Genomic DNA, 25918 nt, shown 5'->3' with positions numbered 1-25918 from the left:
GTGAACAAAAGAGGTAGTTTTTATGCTACCTCCTTTTACTTTTTGTATAGTTTATTAACTTTTATGAACTCTGCTACCTCTTTTGGTACCATATTTTCTATTGATTCCTCATTTAAAATAGCTTCTCTTACCCTTGTTGAAGAAAAATTTAAAAATGGATTTTTAACTTGTAAAAGATTTGAATCTTTTAATATAGTACTATATCCCTCTCTTTGAAGAACGACTACCTTAGCTAATTTTAAAATTTCTTTATAATTTTTCCATTTATGAAAATACTCTCCAGAATCTTCACCAATAATTTCAAAATACTCATTCCCTGGATAAGTTTCAATAATTTTTAATAATGTGTCATAGGTAAATGAGATATCTTTTGATTTAGTTTCTATATCTGAAACCTCTATCTTTTTTTCATTTTCAAATGCTATTTTACACATTTTTAATCTCATAGTAGCATCCGCTAACGTGTTTTTTCTATGAGAAGGAGTTCCTACTGGTATAACAATAAGTTTATCTAATTTTAAATAATCTACAATAAACTTCGCCATATAAATATGACCATTATGAATAGGATTAAAGCTTCCTCCGTATATACCTATTTTCATCTTTAGCCAATCTCCGCAATAGCTTCAATTAAACACTCTGTAGTAGTACTTTCTAAAATACTTTCTCTAATTTTTTTATCTCTAAAAATTTTAGCTAATGACGAAAGTAGTTCTAAATACTTTTTACTTTCACCCTTTGGTGCTCCAACTAATATTACTATTTTAACTTTTTCTCCATCTAATGAATCAAAATTTACAGGTCTCTTTAATAGTGCAACTGATACTACAATATCTTTTACCACTTCTGTTCTTGCATGAGGAATTGCAACTCCCATTCCAATTCCAGTAGTTCCTACATTTTCTCTTTCTAAAACCTCTTTATAGAATATATCTTTATCAGAAATCAAATCGCTATTTTCAACCATATTAGATACCATTATTTTTAATATCTCATTTTTTGAAACAGATTTATTATCTATAATGTTAATCATTTTTATATTAAAATAATTTAACACTTGTTGCCCCCTTTAAAACTTTATGCTATTTAAAATTTCATCATCAATTTGCCATTGAGTTAGTCTATTTTGATTTTTAACTCCACTTAATAACATCGCTCTATATTTCTTTTCATTTTTATAAGTATAACTTTCCAATACTTTTTTATATGCTAATAATGATATGTTTTCAGAAATTTCAGTAATCTCACTTTCATTTTCTATAGCATTTTCTAATTGACTTAAATCATATCTTTGTTTTGTAAAATAGCTAATAACAAGATATCCTATCTCATCTACCCATCCTATATTTTCTATAATCTCTTTCATAGCTAAAGCCATTAAAGGTTTATAAAAGTTTATATTATCCATAAGAGATAGATTAAATAGAGTTTTCAAAAACTCCTCTTTATCCTTTAAAGCTAGCTCTTTTCCATATTTTTTAGAAAATTCTAATTCGCCTTTTATCACTAGCTTCATAAAATTCTCTTTCAACTTATCAACAGGTACATTTGATAATCTTTCAATTTTTTTCTCTTTAATTCTCTCTATCTTATTGCTCTCTTCTTTTAAAACTCTTTCAAAAATCTCATCATTTTCACAAAATACCATTAGAGGAATTGAAAAATTCATCTCTTTTCTCTTAACTACACCATCACAATCTATAGTTAAGTAGGCTCTTTTGTCAAGAGTATCCGCATTTTCAATTACTTTTGCTACTCTTTTTTCTATTCTATTTTTCATTTATTTCACCAAATCCTTTTAAACTATTATCTTCTAACATTGTAAACTCTATTTTAAGAACAAATAAATTGTCCATTTCTAATCCTTTAGGAAGTTTTACTAAATCTTTTTCTGTTGTTATTATAAAATCTGCATCCATCGCTTTCGCTCTTTTCTTTATAACATCAAAGTCTTTCTCTTTAAAATCATGGTGATCCATAAAATCTACTCTTTCTATGTACTCTGGATTTAAAGAAATTACTGTCTTTTCAAAATTAAGTGGATTTGCAAGACCTGAAAAAAGAAGAACTCTTTTTCCTGCTACCCAAAATAATGGCTTTGCATTTCCTTTTATATCACACAATGAAGTCACTCCATGTTTAGCAACTGAAACTGACTTTTTAAATTTCACTTTTAAAAATCTTTTTAATGTCTCTAAATCACTTTCAGATATTAAATCTGATTTTGTTATTATAAATTCACTTGCTCTCTCTCCACCTTTTTGAAAGTCCTCTCTTAAAGTTCCTTTAGGTAATAACGCTCCCCAGCCAAAAGGATTTGTTGCATCAATCAATACAATATCTCTATTTCTCTTTAGTTTTCTATGCTGAAAACCATCATCTAATATTATTGTGTCTACTCCAAACTTTTCCACTGCTAATTTACAAGCCTCATATCTATTTCTTCCAACTATAACAGGCATTTTTAAATTTAAAGCATGGATATAAGGCTCGTCTCCACTCTCTTTAGATGTAACTAATATTTTTTTTCCATCACTTACCACTAATGGATCAATTTTTCTTTTTCCTCTATATCCTCTTGATACTATAGCAACTTTTCTCCCCATTTTCAGAAGTTTTTTTGCAAAGAATTGAACTGCTGGAGTTTTACCAGTACCTCCAACAGTTATATTCCCTATACATAAAATATCAACATCTGGTATCTCATTTATTTTAAGATACCTTTTATCGTAAAGCCAATTTCGTATTGAGGTTATTAAAAAATATATATACGATAAAAGTCTCATTTTTTCCTCTCTTTACTAAATTTTTACTTGAACTAATTTAGAAATTCCTATTTTTTTATTCATTGTTACTCCATATAGAGAATCTGATGCTTTCATAGTTTCTTTATTATGAGTTATTAAAATAAATTGAGATCTATCAGTAAACTCTTTTAATTTTCCAATTAATTTTCTGGTATTTTTTTCATCAAGAGCAGCCTCAATCTCATCTAAGAATGTAAATGGACTAGGTTTATACATAAATATTGCCATTATAAATGCTATTGCAACCATTGACTTTTCTCCACCAGAAAGCAGTGAAAGAGCTTGTCTTTTTTTATTTTTGTACTTTACCGATATTTCAACACCACAATTTTGGAAATCTTCTCCATTATGAAGTGATAACTTTCCTTCTGAGTTATCTAATGTCTCTATACACATCTCATTAAAGTTTTTATTTATCTCCTCATAAGCTTCATAGAATTTCTCTTCAATTGTTTGGTCAATCTCTTTTATTAAAAGAGATAAACTTTTCTCTCCTTTTACTAAATCCTCTCTTTGTAGATCAATAAATTTATATTTATTGTCTAACTCCTTAAACTCCTCAATTGAAAGTAAATTTACAGATTCAAAACCTCTTAATTTTAATTCTAACTCTCTTACTTTTGTTCTTGAAGCTTTTATATCCTCCTCTTTTAGAGAATACTCTTCAACTTCTAGCAACTCTTCTAATTGAACTAAAATCTCTTCAATCTCTCTAGAAATTCTCTCCTTTCTTTCTAGCTCTCTATTTAAAATCTCTTTCTCTTTGAATAAAGTTGTTTCAATTTCTCTTGAATTTTTTATCATATCTTTTGATTTTTCTTCTAAAATATGATCCTCTTTTTTCATATCTTTTAGTTCTTGGTTTTCATTTTCAAATTTTATATTTTTATTTTTTATATCTTCTGCTATAGTATGAGCCTTTTCTTCTAATTTTTCAAGTTCTTTTTTTATTTCTATTAAAATATTTGATATTTTATCCTTTTTCTCCTGTTGCTCTCTTTGCTCATTTTTTTCTTTCTCTTCTTCTTTTTCAATTTGAACAAATCTATCTTTACTATTTAGATACAGTATTCTTATATCTGAAAATTTATTTCTTAAATCATTTATCTCTGTATTTAAAATTTGAATTGTAGAATTTTCATTATCTAATTCATTTTTTAAATCTGACACTATTTTTTCAGTTATCTCTTTTTCACTTTGAGAGTTTTCAACTCTTTTAGCATACTCTTTACTATAATTTTCCTCTTCTTGAATCTCAATATCTACTACTCTTTTTTCTTTTTCTAGCTTTTCACTTCTTGATTTTAAATCTAAATATAACTCCTCTGCTATTTTAGATTGTTTTCTTAGACTATCTTCTAGCGCATCAATTCCGCCTATTTCATCTTCGTACTTCTCAAGTTTTTTACTCATAACTTGAATTTTTTCATTCCAATCCTTTAATTTTAATGACATCTCTCTTGTACTATCTTCTAAAGTTTTAATCTCTTTTTTTCTTTCAAAAATCTGGGCAACAATAGAGTTTGAATTTTCTCCACCTGTTATTCTTCCTCTAGAGCTTAATAACTCACCAGAAAGAGTTACTATATTTCCACTATAACTATTTTCTTTTAAGATTTTTAAAGCAACATCTGCCTCTGTTACAACTAAAATATTTCCTAATAGCATATCTAATACTTTACTATATTTTTTATCTACAGTTACTAAATCTGATGCTCTTCCTACAACACCCTCTTTTTTAGGAATATCTTTTATTGAACCAACTTTAATTGTATCTAAAGCTAAAAACGATGCTCTTCCAGCTTTTTTTTCTTTTAAAACTTCTATTCCTTTTTTAGCCACTTCACTTGTTGTTACAACTATATCCTGCAAATTACCTGGAATCGCTGCTTCTATTGCCTTTTGATAGTTCTCTGGCACAGTTATTAATGATATCACTGCACCTTCTACTCCTGGTATCTTAGCATTTAAAACCTCTTTTACACCTTTATAAAATCCTTCATTACTTTCTTGAACTCTGTAAAGAGCTTGAAGTTTAGCAGAGGCTCTTTTTTCTTCAAATTCAGCATTTCTTACTAATTCAGCAGCTTTATTCATATCTCTACTTAAATCACTAATCTCTTGCTCTAATTTTATCTGTCTCTCTTCTGTTTCTTTCAATTCTTTTTGTTTTAACTCTTTATTTTTTAAAGCTTTCTCTAACTCTTTCGAATTCTCTTCTATTTTTTTATCGAATCCCTCTTTCTCCTCTTTTAAAGATGAAATCTTGAATTCACTACCTTTCATTCTTCTTGTAGAACTTTCGATTTCGTTTAAAAGTTTTAACTTTTCAACTTCTAAATCCATTATTTTTCTCTTTTTTAATTCGATACTAATCTCTTTATCTCTTTTGTTTGTTTCTTTATCCTCAATAGCTTTTTCAAACTCTTTATTTTTTGTTTCAATATCTAAAACTCTTTCTTTTACTCTCTCTTTTTCCTCTTTTAGTTTTACTAATATCTGATCTTTAGATTCTACTGTTTTTTCTACTAAAACAATCTCTTCCTCTTTTTGTTTTAATTCTCTTGTATAAGATGTTATTCTTTCTCTAACTCTTATCTCTTCTTTTTCTAATGATTCAATCTCAGACCTTAAAGATGTATTACTTTCTGAAAAATTCTCTATCTTTGAGTATAACTCTTTTCTTCTATTTTCAATTGAATTAAGTTCTATCTCTAATTTTTTTAACTCCTCTTCCAACGTTGAAGTTATTGTTACTAGTCTTTCTTGCTCTTTTTCTCCTGATTTTAATATTTCATCTTTAGAGTTTAAATCAAATGTTAAAACTCCTTTTTGTAAAATATTTTTCTCATCTTTTAAAGCTAAATATTCAACTGCTTTTTTAGATTGTTTTTCAACTCTTGCTCTATTTTCACCAATCTCACCTAGAACTAGTTCTATTTTTTCAAGCTCATTTTGAACTTTTTCTAATCTTTTTTCAGATTCCATTTTTTTCTGTTGAAACTTCTTTACTCCAGCAGCTTCCTCTATTATACTTTTTATCTCTTTATTTGAAGATGAAATTATTCTTTCTACTTTTCCTTGTCCTATTACAGAATAAGCACTTTTTCCAACTCCAGTATCTAAAAATAGTTCTCCAATATCTTTTAATCTAACTTTTTTATCGTTGATTAAATAATCGTTATCTCCATTTTGAGACATCTTTCTTGTGATTTTTATACTATCAGCTTCAATTGGAAAAAAGTTATCTCTATTGTCTATAAAAAGAGAAACTTCTGCATAATTTGCAGGTTTTTTCCCCTCTCCACCAGAAAATATAATGTCTTTACTCTCTTTAGCTCTTATATTTTTATAAGATTGTTCTCCTAAAACCCATAATATTCCATCTAATATATTTGATTTTCCACTTCCGTTTGGTCCAACAATAGAGGTTATTCCTCCATCAAAATCTATTCTTATTCTTTCACCGAAAGACTTAAATCCATAAATTTCTACACCTTTTAAGTACATCTTATCTCCCTAATAACTTTTGTCTTAAAAAAAGCTAACCCATTTAGGTTAGCCTATATTTAATATTTTATCAATTCCATTTTTTAAAGCTTCTAAAGCTTTTGCTCTATGGCTAATTTGATTTTTTATTTCAGGCATCTCAGCAAATGTTTTATCATACTCTGGTAAATAAAAATGAGGATCATATCCAAAGCCTTCTTTTCCTCTAGCTTCATCTATAATTACTCCCTCTATTTCACCTCTAAATGAGTGATACTCTCCATTTGGTTTTCCTAAAGTTATCACAGTCACAAATTTTGCTTTTCTATTCTCTATCCCTTGTAAGTTCTCTATTAGTTTTTTATTATTTGCCGCATCATTTCCATCTTCTCCAGCATATCTAGCAGAGTAAACTCCTGGCTCACCATTTAAAGCTTCAACACAAAGACCAGAATCATCTGAAATTGTGATCATATTTGTAAATTTTGCTATCTCCAGTGCCTTCTTTTTCGAGTTTTCTTCAAAAGTATCTCCATCTTCTATAACCTCAGGAATTTCTATTCCATCTTTTATAGAAAGTATTTCAAAATCTAATCCAGATAAAATTTTTGACATCTCATCTATTTTTTTCTTATTTCCTGTGGCTAAAAATATTTTCATTACTTAGAAAACTCCTCCTCTATCTCTTTTCTTTGGATATCTATTAATTCATAAATCCCTTTTTCAGCTAAATCTAATAACTCATTTAACTCTTTTCTTGAGAAAGTTGCTTCTTCTCCAGTTCCCTGAATCTCTACAAACTCCCCTTTATCATTCATAATTACATTCATATCTACTTCTGCTTCTGAATCTTCAGTATACATTAAATCAAGTATTGGAGTTCCTTTTACAGTTCCTACAGATATTGCTGCAATGTTAGCGATAATTGGATTTTCTGTTAATAATCCTTTTTCCATAAGTCTTCTCATAGCCATTTCTAAAGCTATAAATCCACCCGTGATTGATGTAGTTCTCGTTCCACCATCTGCTTGAATTACATCACAGTCGATAGTTATTGTTCTCTCTCCTAATTTTTCAAGGTCAATACAAGCTCTTAAAGCTCTTCCTATAAGTCTTTGAATCTCCATTGTTCTTCCACCAAGTTTTCCTTTAGCAGCTTCTCTTTGGTTTCTCTCTCCTGTTGCTCTTGGTAACATTGAATATTCTGCTGTTATCCATCCTTTACCTTGATTTTTTAAAAAAGGTGGTACCTTCTCTACAACTGTTGCAGTACAAATAACTTTTGTATTTCCAATTTCTATTAAAACACACCCTTCAGCATACATAGTGTAGTTTCTAGTAATCTTTACTTCTCTTTTTTCATTTGTTTTTCTTCCGTCTAATCTTATCATTTCTCTTCCTCTCTATATATACTGTTCTAACTCTTCAAGTTTTTGGTTTTCAATTAGATCTACTGTTTCTATAGGCTCTATTTTCCCAAACTGAATCTCGTAAAGTTTTCTGTATATTCCGTTATTTTCTAGTAATTTTTGATGCGTTCCAACCTCTTTTATCTCTCCATTTTCCATTACAACTATTTTATCTGCATTTATTATTGTAGATAATCTATGAGCTATAACAAAAGTAGTTCTTCCCTTCATCAGAGTATCTAAAGCTTCTTGAACTAATCTTTCTGATTCTGTATCTAAAGCTGATGTTGCCTCATCAAGTATCATAATACTTGGATTTTGAATCAATGCTCTAGCTATTGCAAGCCTTTGCTTTTGTCCACCTGATAAAAGAACTCCTCTTTCTCCAACTTCTGTTTCAAATTGATTTGGTAACTCCATTATAAAGTTATACGCATTTGCCATTTTAGCAGCATTTATTATTTCATCTTTCGAAACATTATCTTTTCCAAAACCAATGTTTTCACCAATAGTTCCACTAAATAAGAAAGTCTCTTGTGGCACTATTCCAATATGATTTCTATACTTTTGTAATGACATCTCTCTTATATCAATATCATTTATTTTTATACTTCCTGAAGTTATATCGTAGTATCTTGGTAATAGATTTACCAAAGTTGTTTTTCCACTTCCACTTTTTCCTACTAAAGCAACTACTTCTCCTGCTTTAACATTCAAGTTAAAGTTTTTTAATACTTTTTCATCTCCATCATCATACTTAAAGTCAACGTTATTAAAATCAATTTTCTCTATAGTTTCAGGTACTTCTTTAACATCTTCTCCTATATAATCTGGTTCTAATTCTACATCTAAAATTTCAATTACTCTATCTGCAGAGGGTAAAGCTTCTTGTAACTCACTATTTCTTTTAATTAAAGTTTTTAATGGTTGCTGCATAAGTCCTATTGCAGTTATAAAAGATATTAGATCTCCAGGTGTCATACTTTGAACAACAATTATTTGATATCCACCATAACCTGCAACTAATAGAATCATTATTGTTGCTAAAACTTCATTTATAGGTGATATTTTAGCCTTTATTTTTGTTGTTTTATATATTTTATCAAACTCTTCTTGAGTTACATCCATATATTTATCAATAATCTTATCACTTCTATTAAAACCTTTTATAACTGATATTCCAGATAACGCTTCTTGAACAAAAGCAGTTACATCTCCAACTGTATCCTGTCTTACTCTCCCTGATTTTCTAATTTTCTTTGTATATTTTTTTACCATAGAAAGTATCGCTGGTAAAACAGTTAATGATATTAGTGCCAATACAAAGTCAACTTGAAACATTCTGAATAAAAGAGCAACAACAGTTACAAACTCTTTCAACATATCAAACAACATAAATCCTATTCTTCCAAGAGTTGTTGAATCTCCTGAAAGTCTAGCCATTAAATCTCCTAGCTTATTTTGTTTAAAATACGCTATTGGTAATCTTTGTAAATGTGAGAATACATCTATTTTAATATCTCTTCTTATTTTTTCTGTTATGTATCCTGATGAAATATCTGCAAAATAGTTTGTTATAACTTTCAAAATAGTAGATGCAAAAATAGCTCCAATAACAATCATCATCATTTTTGCATTTTTCTTTACTAAAACATCATCTATTAAATATTTACTTAGCCAAGCAGGTACTGCACTCATCAAAGATGTTACAGTAGATAATAATATTACTCCTAACATAGCTGTTTTATATTTCAAACTATATTTTAAGAAAGTTTTTAAAGATTTATTTTTAAAAAACCCCATTATTTTCCTATCTAATTCATTAATTTTTTCCATTTTATTTTCCTTTCAATAAAAATTCAGCATATCTTTTTGTAATATCTACTCCAGAAAGCTTCTCTCTTATTCGTTGAATTTTTTCTTGAACAGAGTCTAAATTTTCTAAAACAGTTTTCATACTTTTTTCTATTTCTACAGAGTTACATCTTTTTTGTAATAACTCTGGAAAAACCTCTTCATTTAAAGTTAAATTTGGTAAAGATACAAAACCAACTTTTAAAATATATTTAGCTATTACATAATTTATAAAATTAGTTTTATAAACGACTATTGTTGGAATTCCTAGTAAAGCTAGCTCCAAAGTAACTGTTCCTGATGCAGCTATAGCAATTTTACTCTCTTTAACACTTTTATTTAAAGATATATCATAACAAATTTCTAAATTTTTTAAATCTGCTAAATTTTCATCTATCCACTTTAAATGCTCTTTTGAAGAAAGTTTTAGAAGATATTTCTCATTTGGATTCTTTTTTACAAGATCTATGAAATCAGGTATTAAAGATTTTATCTCCTGTTTTCTACTACCTGGAAGCAATAAAATTTTGTCTCCAGTTCTATCTATTTTTTTATATCTCTCTGTAAATGGATTTCCATAGTAAATTGCATCTACATTATGTTTTTTATAAAAATCAACTTCCCATGGAAAAATAACCATAATATGATCCGCTAATTTTAGTTTATCAATTCTTTTTTCTCCCCAAATCCAAAGTTTTGGAGGAATATAGTAAAAAATTTCAACGTCTTTAATCTCTTTTTTTAGTAATTCTAAAAATTTTAGATTAAACCCACCATAATCTACCATAATAACTTTTTTTATATTTTCTCTTTTTATAAAATTAAGATACTCTTCAGCTTTATTTTTTAAATAACTGTATTTTTTTATCGCTTCAGTAAATCCCATAATCGCTAATTCATCGATATCCTGTATTATGTTAACTCCTGCATTTTTAGAGTGTTTGCCTGCCACTCCATAAAACTTTACATTTTTATCTAATTCTTTAGCTTCTTTAACTAAATAAGATAGGTGTAAATCTCCTGACACCTCTCCTGTAGAAACAAATATTTTCATATTTTCACTCCAATAATAAAGATATTATTTTTTTCTGCTAACTCTATACAATCTTTCATATCTAAAAATAACATCTTATTTGCTTCAGCTACAATTCCTTTAGCTTTTATTTGTACGGCTCTTTTTACTGTTTCTATTCCTACTGCTGGTATATCAACTCTCATATCTTGCTGAGGTCTTGCCATTTTTATGATTATGCACTCTTCTCCTGCATACTCTCCAGCTCTTTCTATTGTTTTATCAGTTCCCTCTATTCCCTCTAAGGCTACTACTGATGACTCCTTACAAACAACTGTTTGACCTGCATCTATTTCACTTAGTGCTTTAGCTGCTTCAATCCCTATTTGTATTGTTTTTTTATCCTCTTGAGAAGGTACATTTTTAGTATAACACCTCTCTTTAAACATCATATCTCCTAATAAATGATTTTGAGGTAATACTTTTATCTTATTTAATCTTAAAAATGATATAACACCAAATAATAAAGTCTCATCTTTTTTATCTGGTAATTTTTCCATTAGTCTTTCTCCAAAATAATCTAATTTCATCTCTTGAAATAAAATTGATTTCTCTACTTTTCCAAGCATTACAACTTCTTTTATATCATTTAGCAATAAATATTTTGTTATTTCTCCTATTTCTCCTATATTGAAGCTTTTATAATTTTTATGATTTTTTATTTCTTCTTCAATTGTATCAAAAAGTCCTATTAAGTATACCTCTATCCCTTTAGCTTCCGCTTCTTTAAGGAAATATAGAGGTAACTTTCCGTTACCTACTATTATTCCAACTTTTTTCATTATCTTGTAATCCCCCTGTTACTAGTTTTTATAAACTCTACAAGATACTTTATATTTTTGTCTTCAGGAAATTCATTTTCAAGCTCAACTAAAGCATCTTTCAATGGATTTCCATTTCTAAATATAATTCTATATGCTTTTTTTAAATTTGAACGATCCTCTTCTGTAAATCCTTTTCTTCTAAGTCCAACAGTATTTAATCCTCTTATTACAGCTTTATTTCCTTCTGCCATAACAAATGGACAAATATCTTGATTTATTGCACTCCCTCCACCAGTCATAGAGTAAGAACCTATTCTACAGAATTGATGAACAGGTGTTAAGCCACCAATTATAGCAAAATCATCAACAGTTACATGTCCTGCTAAAGTAACTCCATTTGCTAGTATACAATTATCTCCTACTATTACATCATGAGCTACATGTACATATGCCATTAATAAATTATTGCTTCCAATTCTTGTTTCCCATCTATCATCTGTTCCCCTGTGAATTGTTACAAACTCTCTAATGCTATTGTTATCTCCAATTATAGTTTTTGTTGGCTCACCTTTATACTTTAAATCTTGCGAAGCTTTACCAATAGAAACAAAAGAATAGATTGTGTTATTTTCTCCTATTTCAGTTATTCCCTCAACTACAACATGAGATTGTAATACTGTATTTTTTCCTATCCTTACGTCTTTTCCTACTATACAGAAAGGACCTATCTTTACTCCCGGTTCCAGTATTGCTCCATCCTCAACTATAGCAGTGCTATGAATTTCAGTCACTATTTTTTCACCCTACTCTCTATTTTTCCATAATAGTAAATGTAAATGATGCCTCAGTCACCACTTTATCATCTACTTTTGCTACTCCTGTAGCTTTTACTATGTTTCTTCTTAATTTATCAACTTGTACTTCATATATTAATTGATCTCCTGGTCTAACTGGAGCTTTAAACTTTACATTTTCAATTGCAGCAAAATATGGTACTTTTCCTTCTGTATCGTCTAAAACTAAAACTCCTAAACACTGTGCCATTCCTTCTACTATTAAAACTCCTGGCATAATTGGATGTCCTGGAAAGTGCCCATTAAAAAACTCTTCATTTACAGTTACGTTTTTTAATCCTCTTATTTTTTGCGCCTCTTTATCCATCTCTAAAACTCTATCAACTAATAAAAACGGATATCTGTGTGGTATTCTTTTCATTATCTCCATAACATCTAACATATTTTTTCCTCCTGCTTTTTAAGTAATTTTGCAAATTCTATATCTAAAGCATGACCTGCTTTGATAGCTATTATGTGTCCTTTTATAGGTCTGTTTAATACTTTTAAGTCACCTATTAAATCTAAAATTTTATGTCTCACAAACTCATCTTCAAATCTTAAACCATCAGGATTTAAAACTCCATCTTTTTTTACAACAATAGCGTTATCTAATGTTCCTCCTAAAGCTAAATTATTTTTCTTTAAGTAATCTATTTCATAATCAAATCCAAAAGTTCTTGCATTTGCTATTTCATTTTTATAAGATTCCATATCTAAGACAACTTCTAACATCTGACTTTTTAAAAATGTATGATCAAACTTAATAGTATAAGTTATTTTATATCCATCATAAGGTAATGCTACTATATGTTTATCTCCTACTGTTAAATTTATTGGTGTTTTTATTTCAATCTCTTTAACCTCTTCTTCTAACTCTTGAATCCCAACACCTTCAATAACTTCTAGAAAAACCCTCGCACTTCCATCTCCTATAGGAAGTTCATTTCCATCTAACTCAACAATTAGATCTGTTATCCCAGCTATATAAAGAGCTGATAAAAAATGCTCAATTGTGTAAACTGCTGCTCCAAACTCATTTTTTAAGTTTGTTCCTCTTGTTAAATCAAATGTATTTTCTATATCCATAGAAATTTCATTTTTACCACTCTCTAAATCTACTCTTTTAAAGACTATTCCACCACTTTTAGCTGGAATTAATTTCATTTTTATCTCTTCACCTTTGTGAAGACCAATGCCATTATATTGAATTTCTTTATTAAGAGTTTTTCTCTTCATAAATTTTCTCTCCTTTTAACCTATGCTTTAGTTAAAAATTTTGTTGCTAAAGCTAAAGCTATATCTTTTTTCCCATCTACAAATTGTACACCTAATTTTTTTTCTGATATTTCAACTACTTTTCCTAATCCAAACTTTGTATGAATAACTTTTTCTCCCATAGCAAAAGGAGAATTTGAAATATTTTTCATTTTTTTTAAATCTTCTGCAGTTATAATATTTTTATAACCTGTTATTTTTTTATCATTTGTAGAAAGTTTTGATTTCGGTAATAAATCTTGAACTTTCTCCACTTTATCTAAAACTTCTACAGGAAGCTCCTCTATAAATCTTGATTTTATCTTTGTTAAAAACTCACCATAAACAAATCTACTTTTTGCATGTGTTAGGTATAATTTCTCCTCAGCTCTAGTAATTGCAACATAACAAAGTCTTCTCTCTTCCTCTAATTCCTCTGGATTGAAAAGCACTTTCTTTGAACCAGGAAAAATATCATCTTCCACTCCAGTCAAGAAAACAACAGGGAACTCCAACCCTTTAGAGTTATGGATTGTCATTAATTTTATATAATCTGACTCCCCTTCTAAATCATCTGTTGCACTAACAAGAGATATATTCTCTAAATATTCTCTCAATGTTAAAAAGTCCACCGTTTTTTCCAACTCTACTATAGAGTTTTTTAATTCCTCTACGTTTTCTATTCTTCCCTCAGCTTCTGCACCATATGTTGAGTTTAAATAAGAGAAATATCCTACTCTTCTTATTAATTCATCAAATACCTCACTTACACTTCCTTCATGACTTAACTCTATTAAGTCATTTAAAATCGTATATAACTCATCTAAAGCTATTTTTACACCTGAAGTTAAACCTGGAATCTCCATTCCTTTTCCTAGAGCTTCAAACATTGAAATATTTGTTTCACTTGCATAATCTCTTATTTTTTCTATACTTTTATCCCCTATTTTTCTCTTAGGGACATTTATTATTCTATTTAAATTAATTGTATCTTGAGGATTATTTATCACTGTTAAATACGCCACTATATCTTTTATTTCAGCTCTTTGATAGAATTGCATTCCACCAAAAACCTTATATGGAATATTATATTTTAATAATCCCTCTTCAAAAAGTCTAGATTGAGCATTTGTTCTGTAAAGAATTGTAAACTCTCTATAACTTTTTCCCATATTTTTTCTTTTTACAATCTCTTCAATTATATAATTTACTTCTTCTCTTCCATCTAAACACTCTTTTACAGTAATTAATTCTCCTTGAGGTTTTTTAGTCCATAAATTTTTATCTTTTGCTGTTTTATTGTTTTTTATCACTTCATTTGCTGCTGTCAAAATCGCAGATGTTGAACGATAATTTTCTTCAAGTTTAACAACTAAAGCATCTTTATAATCCTTCTCAAAATCTAATATATTTTTTATATTAGCACCTCTAAATCCATATATACTCTGATTTTCATCACCAACTACACATATATTTCTATATTTCGCTGCTATTTTAGTAACTATATTATACTGAATATTATTTGTATCTTGATATTCATCTACCATTATATATTGAAATTTTTCTTGAAGCTTTTCTAAAACCTCTGGAATATCTAGTAGTTTATGAAGGTTAACTAGAATATCTGAAAAATCCATTCCATTATTCTCTTTTAAAGTTCCGTTATATCTTCTATAACACTCTAATATTATTTTATAATTAGAATCAAATCTATTTTCTTTTTCATAATCAGATACACTTACACTATTTTCCTTTAGTTTTGATATAATTGAAACTACAGCTCCTTCTGTTAATGACTTATCATTAACAACAAGTTCTTTCATAATTCCTCTTATCACTCTTTTTTGATCATCTGTATCATATATTGTAAAATTAGCATTATAACCTAATTTATCTCCATATACTCTTAGCAATCTTACACCAAAAGAGTGAAAAGTCGATATCATAGCTTTGTGTGCATCTTCTCCAATTAAAAGTTCAACTCTTTCCCTCATCTCTTTAGCCGCTTTATTTGTAAATGTAACTGCTAAAATCTTATAAGGAGAGATTCCTTTTTCATTTATCATATGTGCAATTCTATACGTAATGGTTCTTGTTTTTCCAGATCCCGCTCCTGCTAATATTAAAAGTGGTCCTTCAATTTTTTTAGCTGCTTCTCTTTGTTTTTCATTTAATTTATCTAATATACTCATAATTACTCCTTTAAAATTATACCATATAATTATATTACTATTCAAATAAAATACCCGATTTTCCAATAGTTTTTTTGGATTTTATCGGGTATCATAATTAATTATTTTTTATTCAACGTCTTCTTTTGATCTCTCTGTAAAAAATTTTGTTAAATTAACTAGTATATAGTAACAAGTAACTATAAACATGCTGTATTTCAACGTCACTAAAATTAAGACAATAAATGGTATTGTTAGCTTTTTAGGAACAAATCCAAATACTTTATCAGGTGTTTTAAATGGTATTGTACTTACCATTAAAATTGCAGCTAATAGTGTCAACCCTACAAAAACTTCAATTGAAAATAGATTCATTCCAAAATTTGTTTTTACTACTTCAACAAATAATAAGTACGAGCATACAACTGACGCTCCTGAAGGAATTGGCATACCACTAAAGTCATCTTTTTCACTTGATGCTGTTGTTACTATATTAAATTTAACTAATCTCATAACTCCGCACAGTGCATATATAAACGATATTGGAATAACAAAAGATTTCATTCCATCAGAACTTTTTAGTACTGAATAAACTAATATACCCGGTGCTAATCCAAAAGATATTGCATCACAGAAAGAGTCGAACTCCTTTCCAAATTCACTAAATGCATCTAGTTTTCTCGCTGTTTTTCCATCTAAACCGTCGCATACCATAGCTAATATTATAAACCAAATAGCTTTTGAGAAATCCCCCGCTATGGAAGCTGTGATACTTAGATATCCTAAAAACATATTCGCTGCTGTAATTGCATTAGGTGCAATATACTTTCTTTCTACCATTTTTAATCATCTCCCTGTTTTTACAAATCTATTTGATTTTATCATATATATGATATAAAATCAATATGTCTATACTTTTCAAAATAATCTAGTGAAAGAGAGTAATATATGAATAAAAAATATTTTTTTAACCTTTTTCCAAATGAAGATGAGTTTCTGATAGCTTCTATTTGGGAGGATTTATCGTTATGTTTAGAAATTGATTATCCTGTTTATGGCTCTATTTTTTTACCTCCACAAATCTGGACAAAACTTCATGACGTTTGTGAATCAATTAATTTAGATGTGCTTACTTTAGGTTTAACTCCTTATAGTGAAAAACAGTTAGTAATTTTCACACCAAAAAACTTTAATTTTTCACATTTAGAAGAAGTTGTTACTTATTTTAAAATTGATGCTTCTAACAAATTTAAAATTTTGTACCATAAAGATTTTTTGGGGACTATTATGGGGCTTGGACTTAAACGAGAAACTTTAGGTGATATTATCGTTAAAGATAACATCGGTTATTGCATAGCTACAAATGATATTTTTAATATTATAAAAAATAATCTTGAGCAAATAAATACTATTCCTATAAAAATTAGCACCATTAGTACATCTCAAGTTCCTCAATTGGAGTTTAAAGAGATTACAGATACTGTTTCATCTTTTAGACTTGACTCTATTATAGCTTCTATTGCAAATTCATCTAGAAATATAAGTACAAATTTGATTGAAAGTGGAGATGTTTTAGTTAACTATAATACTGAAAAAAGTAAAAATAAAATAGTTAATATCGGTTCAGTAATTACAATTAGAAAAAAAGGGAAATTTATTTTAGAAAAAAACTTAGGTGAAAACAAAAAAGGAAAATTTAAAATTCTTATAAAACAATATATTTAGGGAGGGGTTTTATGAAAACTGTTAAAACTATTGATGCTGCTGGTATGATTTTATGCCATGATATCACAAAAATTGTTCCTGGAGAATTTAAAGGGGTAGCCTTCAAAAAAGGTCATATTATACAATCAGAGGATATTCCAGAGCTTTTAAAACTAGGAAAAGACAACCTTTACGTATGGGAGCATCAAGAGGGAACTTTACATGAAAATGATGCTGCAATTAGAATAAAAGAACATATTGCTGGTGAAGGCTTAGATTTTTCACCAATAAAAGAGGGAAAAATAGATTTTATTGCAAATATTGATGGACTTTTAAAAGTTGATGTAGCTGAATTACTAAAAATAAATAGTCTAGGAGAAATTATTGTATCTACTTTACACAATAACACACCCATAAAAAAGGGAACAAAAGTAGCTGGAACAAGAGTTATTCCTCTAGTTATTAACGAAGATAAAATCATAGAGATGGAAAATATCTCAAAAGAAAATATTATTAAAATTTTACCAATCAAATCAAAAAAAATAGCTATCATAACCACTGGAAATGAGGTTTTCTACGGAAGAATTCAAGATAAATTCGGTCCTATTCTAACTAAAAAAGTTGAAGAATATGGATGCGAAGTTGTTTATCATGCATTCTCTTCAGATGAAAAAGAGATGATAAAAGAGAAAATACAAGAAGCACTAGATAGCGAGGCTGAACTTATTCTTTGTACAGGTGGTATGTCTGTAGATCCTGATGATAGAACTCCTCTTGCTATAAGAGAGATGGGTGGAGAGTTAATAACTTATGGTTCCCCTGTTTTACCTGGAGCTATGTTGCTTTTAGCTTATCATGGAGATAGAGCTATCTTAGGTTTACCTGGTTGTGTTATGCACTCTAAAAGAACTGCTTTTGATTTAGTTTTACCTAGAATTTTAGCCGATGAAAAAATAACTTTTGAAGATATTGCTTCTTATGGTCATGGGGGACTATGTCTTGACTGCCCAATCTGTACTTTTCCACATTGTTCTTTTGGAAAATAATTAAACAAAATAAAAACACTTCTATCCAAAGATACAATCTCTGTATAGAAGTGTTTATTTTAATAAAATCTTATTATTTGTGAATATTTCTTTTGTTCATTTGAATTTAATCTCTGAATCTCTTTTTTACTTTCGACTTTATTAGAACCATTTGTAAAATCTGTTATTCCAGCCCATGGTTCTAAACAAATAAATTCACTCGAATCTGTACTTGTCCATAAAGTTAATATTGGTAAATTTTCAAATTTAAATTCAACTCCATGAGAAGAGTTTAAATGTTTTATATCTATTTGTTTATTTTCCATTCCTTCAAATACTAATGCATCTTTAGCAAATTTATCTTTCGATAAATTAAACTTCTCACATATTGTTACCTTCTCTGGAATATCAAATAAAAAAGAGTTATTTCTTTCATCAATTTTATATAAATTACACTCTTCTTCTTTTAATTCTAAATAATAATTCTCAAAAGTTTTGTCATTATTATAGTTACAATAAAAAGCTGTATGTCCACCGATATGATAGTACATCTCAACTACATCACTGTTTTTAACTATATAATTATGATGTAAAGTATCCTCTACTAATATGTATTCAACTATTAAAGAGAAATTATAAGGATATCTTTCCTTTGTATATGAATTTGGTTTTAATTGAAATCTTGCTGTATCATTTGTTACTTCTAAAGTTTCAAACTCTAAATCTCTAGCAAATCCATGCTTTGTCATTGGAAGAGTAACTCTTTCATTTTTCCCTAAAGGATAATCTATTTCTCCACTTAAAATATTCCCTATAAAAGGAAATAAATTTGGAGCACTTTTTTTAAAACTTCCCTCAGTTCCTGGCCAAATATATTCAATTCCATTCTCTTTGTTTATAACACTTTTCAATTCTGCACCAAACTTATTAATTAGTACAGTTAACTTTTCATTCTCTATCTTCACCATGAGAATTATCCCCCTATTTTTAAATTAGTATTGTACTAAATTTGGAAATTGAGAATCTAAGATTTCATCCATTTGAGCTGTAAATTCAGCATTCTCCTCATTTTTTAAGAACTCTTCTACATCTCCTGTAATCTCAATTCTCTCAATGATATCTCCTTGCTTTACTGAGTCTACAACTTTTTGGTCAGCTTCAGATACAACTTCACCAAAAATTGTATGCTTGTAGTTTAACCAAGGTGTCTCAACATGAGTTATAAAGAATTGTGACCCATTTGTTTCTGGTCCAGCATTAGCCATTGCTAATATTCCTTTTTTATCAAAAACTACTCCTTCTTTAAACTCATCTATAAATTGATATCCTGGTCCACCTGTTCCTGTTCCTGTTGGATCTCCACCTTGAATCATAAAGTCTTCAATTACTCTATGAAATTTAATACCATTATAGTATCCTCTCATTGCTAAGTGTGCAAAGTTTAATACTGTTACTGGTGCTACTTCTGGGAAAAGAACTAAGTTAATATCTCCTCTTGGTGTAACTATTTTTGCGTTTAATTTTACTTCTTTCATATTTCTTACCTCCATATTTTTTCCTAAAACAACTCTTGGTTTTGCAAACATCTTTTTCGAAAGAAAAAAGACAATAAATACTGCCAATAAAATCAAAATCTGTTTGAATCCTTTTTCCATTCTTACTAGTCCTCCATTTTAAAAGCTTCTTTATATGTTTCTAAAAGTTCCTCTTCTGAAACAACCCCGTAAATTTCATAAGGCCATTTAGATTCTAACTTCTTTTTTAATTGATTGATATCTTTTTCAACAACTAAGTACTTATCCTCTGTATCTCTAAGTTTTTCTCTCACTGGTTGCAGCTTATAAATTATATCAAATTGTTCCTCTTCTTGTATAGTGTCTTTTAATAAGTTTTCTAAATTTTGTTCTTCTGTTGCTAGCTGATTGTATCTGTTAAGTATTTTATCCTTTTTGTCTAGCAATCTATTCAAATTATATTTAAAAAATCTTTTTACAACTATAGCTCCCGACTTATTTTTTAGTTCTTCTCTCTTTTTTAAAGTCTCTTGAATTTTTTCAAGCGGTAATCTATTTTTTTCTCTTATCTCTTCTACCATGTCTTTAAAAGAGTTGAACTCTTCTTCATTCATTTTGTCTACTTTCATTTCTAAAAGTGCCCCATATATTTTTTCATAAGGTAATAAAACTTTTTCAGTTAAAATTTCCTCGCCTGAAATATCTCCCATCTCTCTTAACTTATCCAATTGAGTAGAAGTAATCTTTAAAACTGTTAAAATTACTTCTTGAGCATAACTTATAAATTCCTCTTTTTTCATTATTCTCTCTCCTTTTTTCTCATAGATTTTCCAGCTAAAACTCCAGTAGAACATGCTGCTTGAATATTATATCCACCTGTATCTCCATCGACATCTAAAAGTTCTCCAACTAAATAAAGACCTTGTATTTTTTTAGATTCCATAGTTTTAGCATTTACCTCATCTAAAGAGACTCCTCCTCTTGTTACCATAGCCATCTCAAAACTTCCAACTTTTGTTATCTCCATCTTATTTGAAGTTAATAATTTTACTAGACTCTCTCTTTTTTCTTTTGAAAGTTCTGCCATTTTTAACTCTTCACTTATTTCTAAAATAGACAATATAGTTTTTATAAATCTTTCAGGTAAAAAATAATAAGATAAAACTTTCTTTATTGTTTTTTTACCATCTTTATTCATCTCTTCGATTAGCTCTTTATTTAAAATTTCATACTCTTTTCCAATATAATTAATCTCTAACTGACTTTCACTTTCAACAAATCTTGAATTATCCAATATTCCAGGACCACTAAAATTTGTATGCGTCAATAAAACAGCTCCTTTTTTTTCTATAACTTTTTTATTTTCTTTCCAAATAGTAATTTTAACATTTTGAAAACTTATTCCAGAAAGTTCTTGAAAAAAATAATCTCTCACATATATAGGACTTAGTGCTGGTTTTGGCGGTACAATTTTATGCCCTAGCTCCTTAGCCATCACATATCCATCTCCTGTTGTTCCAACTCCAGGATAAGATTTTCCACCTGTTGCTAGAACTAAATTATCACACTTATATAATCCTTTATCCGTAAAAATTGAAAATATCTCTAAGTTTTTTTGAATACCTTCTATTTTTATTCCCTCTATTATTTTAATGCCTAAAGTCAACATCTTTCTTTTTAAAAGATCTACAACATCTAAAGAACTAAATGTTTCAGGAAAATATTTTCCAGTTTCTTCAACTAAAACTAAAGGTAACCCATTTTCTTTAAAAAACATCTTTAACATCTCTGGAGAGTATTTATTTAAAGCCTCTTTTAAAAATTTTCCATTTTGTCCATATTTATCAGAAAAATCTTTAGGCTTTCCAGTGTGAGTTAAATTACATTTTCCGCTCCCTGCTACCAATATTTTATTTCCTATACGTTTATTTTTTTCTAAAAGAGCTACTTTAAAGCCTCTTTCTGCTGCTGTAATAGCTGTAAAAATTCCTCCCGGTCCTCCTCCAACTACTATTAAATCAAATTCATTCATTATCTAGCTCCATAATATTGATAATAGTGACATTTTATTCCACCATTATATAGCTTTCTATTTTTTGTGGCCTTTTTCCCAAATACTTTTTCAAAATTTTCATAAGATGTAATTATATAGTAAGACCATTTTGGGAATCTCATTTGGAAAATATCTCCCATAAGACCATACAATCTTTCTACAGCATCTTCATCTAACAAACGATCTCCATATGGTGGATTTGATACTATGCAACCTTTTTCTGCCATTGTTTCTAACTCTAAAAAGTTCATACATTTAAATTCAATCTCTTCTTCTACCCCAGCTCTTATAGCATTTAATTTAGCTACTTCAACTGTTTCAGAGTCTATATCAGAAGCATATATTTTCACTTCTTTATCATAATCTTCCCTTGAAAACGCTTCATCTCTTAAATCAATCCATAAGTTTTCAGGTATTATATCCCACTTTTCAGATGCAAAGTTTCTATTTACTCCTGGAGCTACATTTCTTGCTATCATAGCTGCTTCTATTGCAATAGTTCCTGTTCCACACATTGGATCTAATAGAGGTCTATCTCCACCTTTCCAACGACTTAATAATACTAAAGCTGCTGCCATTGTTTCCTTTAGAGGCGCTTCATTTATTAAGTTTCTGTAACCTCTTTTATGTAATCCTTCACCACTTGTATCAATCATAACTAAAAATATGTCATTATGCGCTTGTATTTTAACTCTATAATGAGCTCCTGTTTCAATAAGTCTTTCTGTTTGGTATGCTACTTTTAATCTTTCAACTATCGCCTTTTTTACAATTTTCTGAATATCAGATTTTGAAAAAAGTTTACATTTTACTGAACTTACCCAACTTATTGGAAACTCTCCATCTATTGAAATTATATTTTCCCAAGGTAATCTTTTTATATTTTCAAATAAATTATCAAAAGTTAGAGCTTTAAACTCTCCCATTTTTATAAAAACTCTATCTGCACATCTTAAGTGTAAGTTAGCTTCTACAATATCTTTTTCATCTCCATCAAATTCAACTCTTCCGTTAAATGTTTCAATATTTTCAAATCCTAAATCTTTACACTCATCTTTAACAACGCTCTCTAACCCCATTGTTGCTGAGGCTATTAATCTATACTTCTTACTCATCTATTCACTCCTTTTTTTTAAACACTCTAAATATATAAACTTTATAATTACAAATACTGGTACTCCTAAAAACATTCCTAAAGGTCCAAAGAAACTTCCACAAACCATTACTGCTACAATGGTCCAGAAACTACTCATTCCAACAGATTCTTCCATTATTTTTGGACCAATTATAAATCCATCTACAGCTTGTCCTACTCCAATAGCTATAAAAAGATACACTACTTTTAATGGAGCTGCCAATAATATCAAGAACGTAGCTATTGTTCCAGCTACTATCGATCCCACATATGGAATCATATTTCCTATTCCTACCATAACTCCACTTAAAAGAGCATATGGTACTTTTGCTATAAAAAGAACTAAAAACACTAAAAACCCTACGACTGCAGATGTCAATATTCTTCCTAAAATATATTTTAAAAATACATCGTTTACTTTTCTAACAAAATCTACACCATATTTTGCTTTTGATTTTGTAGTAAAAAGTAAAAAAACATTTTCTAAAAACTCCATAAAATATTCTTTACTATACATTAAATAAAGAGAGATAAAAACTCCAATAAAAAAGTTAATTACTCCCATTAAACTTCTTAAAACCCCAGCTCCTAATCCAAATGCTAAATTTTTAAAGTTTCCTAAATTAGTTCTTGTAAATTTTATTAAATTATTTTCTATCTCTTTAGGATCAAAAAATAATAAATCTTTTTCTTTTAAAAAATCTATTAAGTGCTCAGTGTTAGAACTTAAGCTTGTTAGCATAGTTGGAAACTTATCAATTAAATCGGTTACACTATTTATTATATTTGGAACTATAATTAAAACTAACTCAATTATAACCAGAAAAACTATCATTAAACTTATTCCAATTGCCCATGATCTTTTCATTTTTACTTTATTTTCAAAAATTTTCACAAGTGGACTTACTAATATAGCTATAAAAATAGCATATATAAATGGAGTCACAGAACTTACCATTTGTCCTACAATAGAATTGAAAGCTTCGTTATATTGAAAAAAAGTTTGAATTAAAATCAATAATAATCCAACTATAAATAAATGTAGATATCCTTTTTTCATTACTTTACTCCTTTCTTACTTATTTTATTACAAAGTCTACATCGTCTGATCGTTCATTTATTTTTCCAACAACCTTAATTATTAATCGATCAGGAACTCCAATTATAACCTCTCCTGGTTGTCCTATCCAACCTTGTTTTACATTCAATTTTAACGGAGAATTTGAAGTTGTAACTCTTATTTTTTTATCTTTTATTTTTACATTTACTCCACCTATATCAGTTGGAACAAAAATATCTTTTTCTTCTGTTTGTAATGGATATACATACTTTAACTGATTATTTACGTAAACTTCAGCACTCGCAGCATCTGAGGCTTTAAATTTTGTTATTTGAAATCCTAGTACAGAAAATATACTAATTAGTATTGTATAAACTACTACATCCCCTTTTCTAAAATATTTTTTTTGTTTTTTCACAGATACACCTACTTAGCTTTTCCTATTTTTTCACCCATATATACTTTAGTTTCTAGTCCTTTACTACTATTTTCTAAAATATCTTTATCAAAATCAACCTTATTTTCTTGGAAAAGTAATACACACGACGACCCTCCAAAGAAGAAATATCCTTTTTCTTCACCTTTTTTTACTAAAGTATTTGGTCTGTATGTTTGTTTTATTCCACCAACCATCGTAGCTCCAATTTCACTTAAAACTATTTCACCAAACTTTTCAGTCTTTAAAATTGAAACCTCCCTTTTATTTTCGCAATAAACTCTAAAGTTCTTTTTTATTGCATAAGGAGATACAGAATAATAATATCCATCTATTAATTTAGATTCACCTATTATTCCATCTGCAGGAAAATGAAATCTATGATAATCTACTGGTGCAAGTCTTATAATTACCATTGTTCCACCTTGAAATTTTTTAGCTTCCTCTTTATCCATTAGAAATTCTTCTAATGTAAATTCATCTCCCTTTAAAAAAAATTTTGTTGTTTCTTTTAAATTATTAAAAATTAATATTTTTCCATCTGCAGGAGATACTAATATATTTTCATCTCCAGCTATTTCTCTTGCTCCCTCTTTTAGCTCTCTTATAAAAAAATCATTAAAAGATGTAAATTCTTCAACTCTTTTTTTTGACTCATTCATATTTATAGAATTCTCTTCTACAAAAGGCTTTATTTTTTCTATAGATGATTTTTCAGACATCTTTTTTCCATAATAATCTGTTAAAAATTTTTTTCTAACAACTAAATTTAGAGGTAATTTTCCTAAGGGATTATAATATAAAAACTTTAAAAATCCTTCTCCAGGTGGAATTTCTGTTTTTATTTCCCCAGTTTTCCTCTCAATATAATTAATTTTATCAAAATTCATACACTTACTCCTTTTATATATTAATTTTTTATTGTATAATGATTATAGTAAAACTTATGGAGGTCAAAATGAAAAAAATAGCATTAATCGCTCACGACAACATGAAACCAGAAATGGTTAGCTTTGCGAAAAAATATGAGCACATCTTGGCAAAATACCCTCTTGTTTCAACTGGTACAACTGGACTTAGAATTATGGAGGCAACTAACTTACAAATTCAACGCTTCAAATCAGGACCTATAGGTGGCGATCAACAAATTGGTGCCGAAGTAGCTACTGATAATATCGCAGCTGTTTTATTTTTTAGAGATCCTTTAACATCTCAACCACACGAACCTGATATCTCAGCACTTATTAGAGTTTCTGATGTTCATAAAGTTCCAATTGCTACAAATTTAGCTTCTGCTGAATTGCTTATTGTTGGTTTAGATAAATGATTATAATA

General features: G+C 28.7%; 26 protein-coding genes. 3 read left to right on the top strand and 23 right to left on the bottom strand.

The genetic code is table 11. The features are described from left to right. Positions 1–35: 35 nt before the first annotated feature. The 15 genes from nadD to pssA form a co-directional block, all read right to left on the bottom strand. Positions 36–602 (bottom strand): nicotinate (nicotinamide) nucleotide adenylyltransferase, encoded by a 567-nt coding sequence (gene nadD, locus H5J23_RS06235; RefSeq protein WP_023049920.1) that lies wholly within the window; start codon positions 600–602, stop codon positions 36–38. 2 nt (positions 603–604) lie between these two features. Beyond that, positions 605–1057, bottom strand: coding sequence for a PTS sugar transporter subunit IIA (locus H5J23_RS06230; RefSeq protein ID WP_040406277.1), 453 nt, complete (start codon positions 1055–1057; stop codon positions 605–607). A gap of 12 nt (positions 1058–1069) precedes the next feature. Then, positions 1070–1780, bottom strand: a complete 711-nt coding sequence (locus H5J23_RS06225; RefSeq protein WP_023049918.1) for a hypothetical protein — start codon at positions 1778–1780, stop codon at positions 1070–1072. Beyond that, positions 1770–2786, bottom strand: coding sequence for a tetraacyldisaccharide 4'-kinase (gene lpxK / locus H5J23_RS06220; RefSeq protein ID WP_023049917.1), 1017 nt, complete (start codon positions 2784–2786; stop codon positions 1770–1772). Before lpxK ends, H5J23_RS06225 begins: the two co-directional genes overlap by 11 nt. A 15-nt stretch (positions 2787–2801) precedes the next feature. Beyond that, complete coding sequence (smc, locus tag H5J23_RS06215) at positions 2802–6317, bottom strand: chromosome segregation protein SMC (protein ID WP_023049916.1); 3516 nt, start codon at positions 6315–6317, stop codon at positions 2802–2804. A gap of 48 nt (positions 6318–6365) precedes the next feature. Beyond that, complete coding sequence (locus H5J23_RS06210) at positions 6366–6956, bottom strand: XTP/dITP diphosphatase (RefSeq protein WP_023049915.1); 591 nt, start codon at positions 6954–6956, stop codon at positions 6366–6368. After that, positions 6956–7687, bottom strand: a complete 732-nt coding sequence (gene rph, locus H5J23_RS06205; protein ID WP_221892790.1) for a ribonuclease PH — start codon at positions 7685–7687, stop codon at positions 6956–6958. Before rph ends, H5J23_RS06210 begins: the two co-directional genes overlap by 1 nt. Positions 7688–7699: 12 nt before the next feature. Beyond that, entirely contained in the window at positions 7700–9541 is a 1842-nt protein-coding gene (locus H5J23_RS06200; RefSeq protein WP_185891339.1) for an ABC transporter ATP-binding protein, read from the bottom strand. Between the two features lies 1 nt (position 9542). After that, positions 9543–10613, bottom strand: coding sequence for a lipid-A-disaccharide synthase (gene lpxB / locus H5J23_RS06195; protein WP_185891337.1), 1071 nt, complete (start codon positions 10611–10613; stop codon positions 9543–9545). Then, a complete protein-coding gene (locus H5J23_RS06190) occupies positions 10610–11413 on the bottom strand; it encodes an LpxI family protein (RefSeq protein ID WP_023049911.1) in 804 nt (267 codons plus the stop codon). The genes lpxB and H5J23_RS06190 overlap by 4 nt, the downstream gene beginning before the upstream one ends. Then, positions 11413–12186, bottom strand: a complete 774-nt coding sequence (lpxA, locus tag H5J23_RS06185; protein ID WP_023049910.1) for an acyl-ACP--UDP-N-acetylglucosamine O-acyltransferase — start codon at positions 12184–12186, stop codon at positions 11413–11415. The genes H5J23_RS06190 and lpxA overlap by 1 nt, the downstream gene beginning before the upstream one ends. A 19-nt stretch (positions 12187–12205) precedes the next feature. After that, on the bottom strand, positions 12206–12631 hold the full coding sequence (fabZ, locus tag H5J23_RS06180) for a 3-hydroxyacyl-ACP dehydratase FabZ (RefSeq protein WP_023049909.1): 426 nt from the start codon (positions 12629–12631) through the stop codon (positions 12206–12208). Further along, positions 12625–13467 (bottom strand): UDP-3-O-acyl-N-acetylglucosamine deacetylase, encoded by an 843-nt coding sequence (lpxC, locus tag H5J23_RS06175; RefSeq protein ID WP_023049908.1) that lies wholly within the window; start codon positions 13465–13467, stop codon positions 12625–12627. Before lpxC ends, fabZ begins: the two co-directional genes overlap by 7 nt. Before the next feature lie 20 nt (positions 13468–13487). Continuing rightward, complete coding sequence (locus H5J23_RS06170) at positions 13488–15677, bottom strand: ATP-dependent helicase (RefSeq protein WP_185891335.1); 2190 nt, start codon at positions 15675–15677, stop codon at positions 13488–13490. A gap of 108 nt (positions 15678–15785) precedes the next feature. Next, on the bottom strand, positions 15786–16496 hold the full coding sequence (pssA, locus tag H5J23_RS06165) for a CDP-diacylglycerol--serine O-phosphatidyltransferase (RefSeq protein ID WP_185891333.1): 711 nt from the start codon (positions 16494–16496) through the stop codon (positions 15786–15788). 108 nt (positions 16497–16604) lie between these two features. Between pssA and H5J23_RS06160 the strand changes: the two genes are divergently transcribed. After that, entirely contained in the window at positions 16605–17381 is a 777-nt protein-coding gene (locus tag H5J23_RS06160; RefSeq protein WP_023049905.1) for a YlmH/Sll1252 family protein, read from the top strand. 11 nt (positions 17382–17392) lie between these two features. Further along, on the top strand, positions 17393–18406 hold the full coding sequence (locus H5J23_RS06155; RefSeq protein WP_023049904.1) for a molybdopterin-binding protein: 1014 nt from the start codon (positions 17393–17395) through the stop codon (positions 18404–18406). A 59-nt stretch (positions 18407–18465) separates the two neighbouring features. On the opposite strand, the gene H5J23_RS06150 is transcribed toward H5J23_RS06155, so the two are convergent. From H5J23_RS06150 to H5J23_RS06115, 8 genes are all read right to left on the bottom strand, one after another. Continuing rightward, positions 18466–19353, bottom strand: a complete 888-nt coding sequence (locus tag H5J23_RS06150) for an aldose 1-epimerase family protein (protein WP_185891331.1) — start codon at positions 19351–19353, stop codon at positions 18466–18468. Positions 19354–19377: 24 nt separating this feature from the next. Then, entirely contained in the window at positions 19378–19920 is a 543-nt protein-coding gene (locus H5J23_RS06145; protein ID WP_051364123.1) for a peptidylprolyl isomerase, read from the bottom strand. 125 nt (positions 19921–20045) lie between these two features. After that, on the bottom strand, positions 20046–20699 hold the full coding sequence (locus H5J23_RS06140; protein WP_023049901.1) for a hypothetical protein: 654 nt from the start codon (positions 20697–20699) through the stop codon (positions 20046–20048). Beyond that, positions 20699–21931 (bottom strand): NAD(P)/FAD-dependent oxidoreductase, encoded by a 1233-nt coding sequence (locus H5J23_RS06135; protein ID WP_023049900.1) that lies wholly within the window; start codon positions 21929–21931, stop codon positions 20699–20701. The genes H5J23_RS06140 and H5J23_RS06135 overlap by 1 nt, the downstream gene beginning before the upstream one ends. After that, entirely contained in the window at positions 21931–23067 is a 1137-nt protein-coding gene (locus H5J23_RS06130; RefSeq protein ID WP_023049899.1) for a class I SAM-dependent RNA methyltransferase, read from the bottom strand. Before H5J23_RS06130 ends, H5J23_RS06135 begins: the two co-directional genes overlap by 1 nt. Next, positions 23068–24147, bottom strand: coding sequence for an AI-2E family transporter (locus H5J23_RS06125; protein ID WP_023049898.1), 1080 nt, complete (start codon positions 24145–24147; stop codon positions 23068–23070). It abuts the gene before it with no gap. 19 nt (positions 24148–24166) lie between these two features. Beyond that, positions 24167–24565: a NusG domain II-containing protein gene (locus H5J23_RS06120; RefSeq protein ID WP_185891329.1), complete on the bottom strand. Its 399-nt coding sequence runs from the start codon at positions 24563–24565 to the stop codon at positions 24167–24169. An 8-nt stretch (positions 24566–24573) separates the two neighbouring features. Further along, positions 24574–25473 carry a phosphatidylserine decarboxylase gene (locus H5J23_RS06115; RefSeq protein ID WP_023049896.1) on the bottom strand — a complete coding sequence of 300 codons (900 nt, stop codon included), beginning with the start codon at positions 25471–25473 and terminating at the stop codon, positions 24574–24576. A gap of 68 nt (positions 25474–25541) precedes the next feature. On the opposite strand from H5J23_RS06115, the gene mgsA reads away from it, so the two are divergent. Then, positions 25542–25910, top strand: coding sequence for a methylglyoxal synthase (mgsA, locus tag H5J23_RS06110; protein ID WP_040406271.1), 369 nt, complete (start codon positions 25542–25544; stop codon positions 25908–25910). Positions 25911–25918 lie beyond the last annotated feature (8 nt).

This window comes from Cetobacterium sp. 2G large (assembly GCF_014250655.1).
GTDB lineage: Bacteria > Fusobacteriota > Fusobacteriia > Fusobacteriales > Fusobacteriaceae > Cetobacterium_A > Cetobacterium_A somerae.
This window is presented reverse-complemented; position numbering and strand designations above follow the sequence as displayed.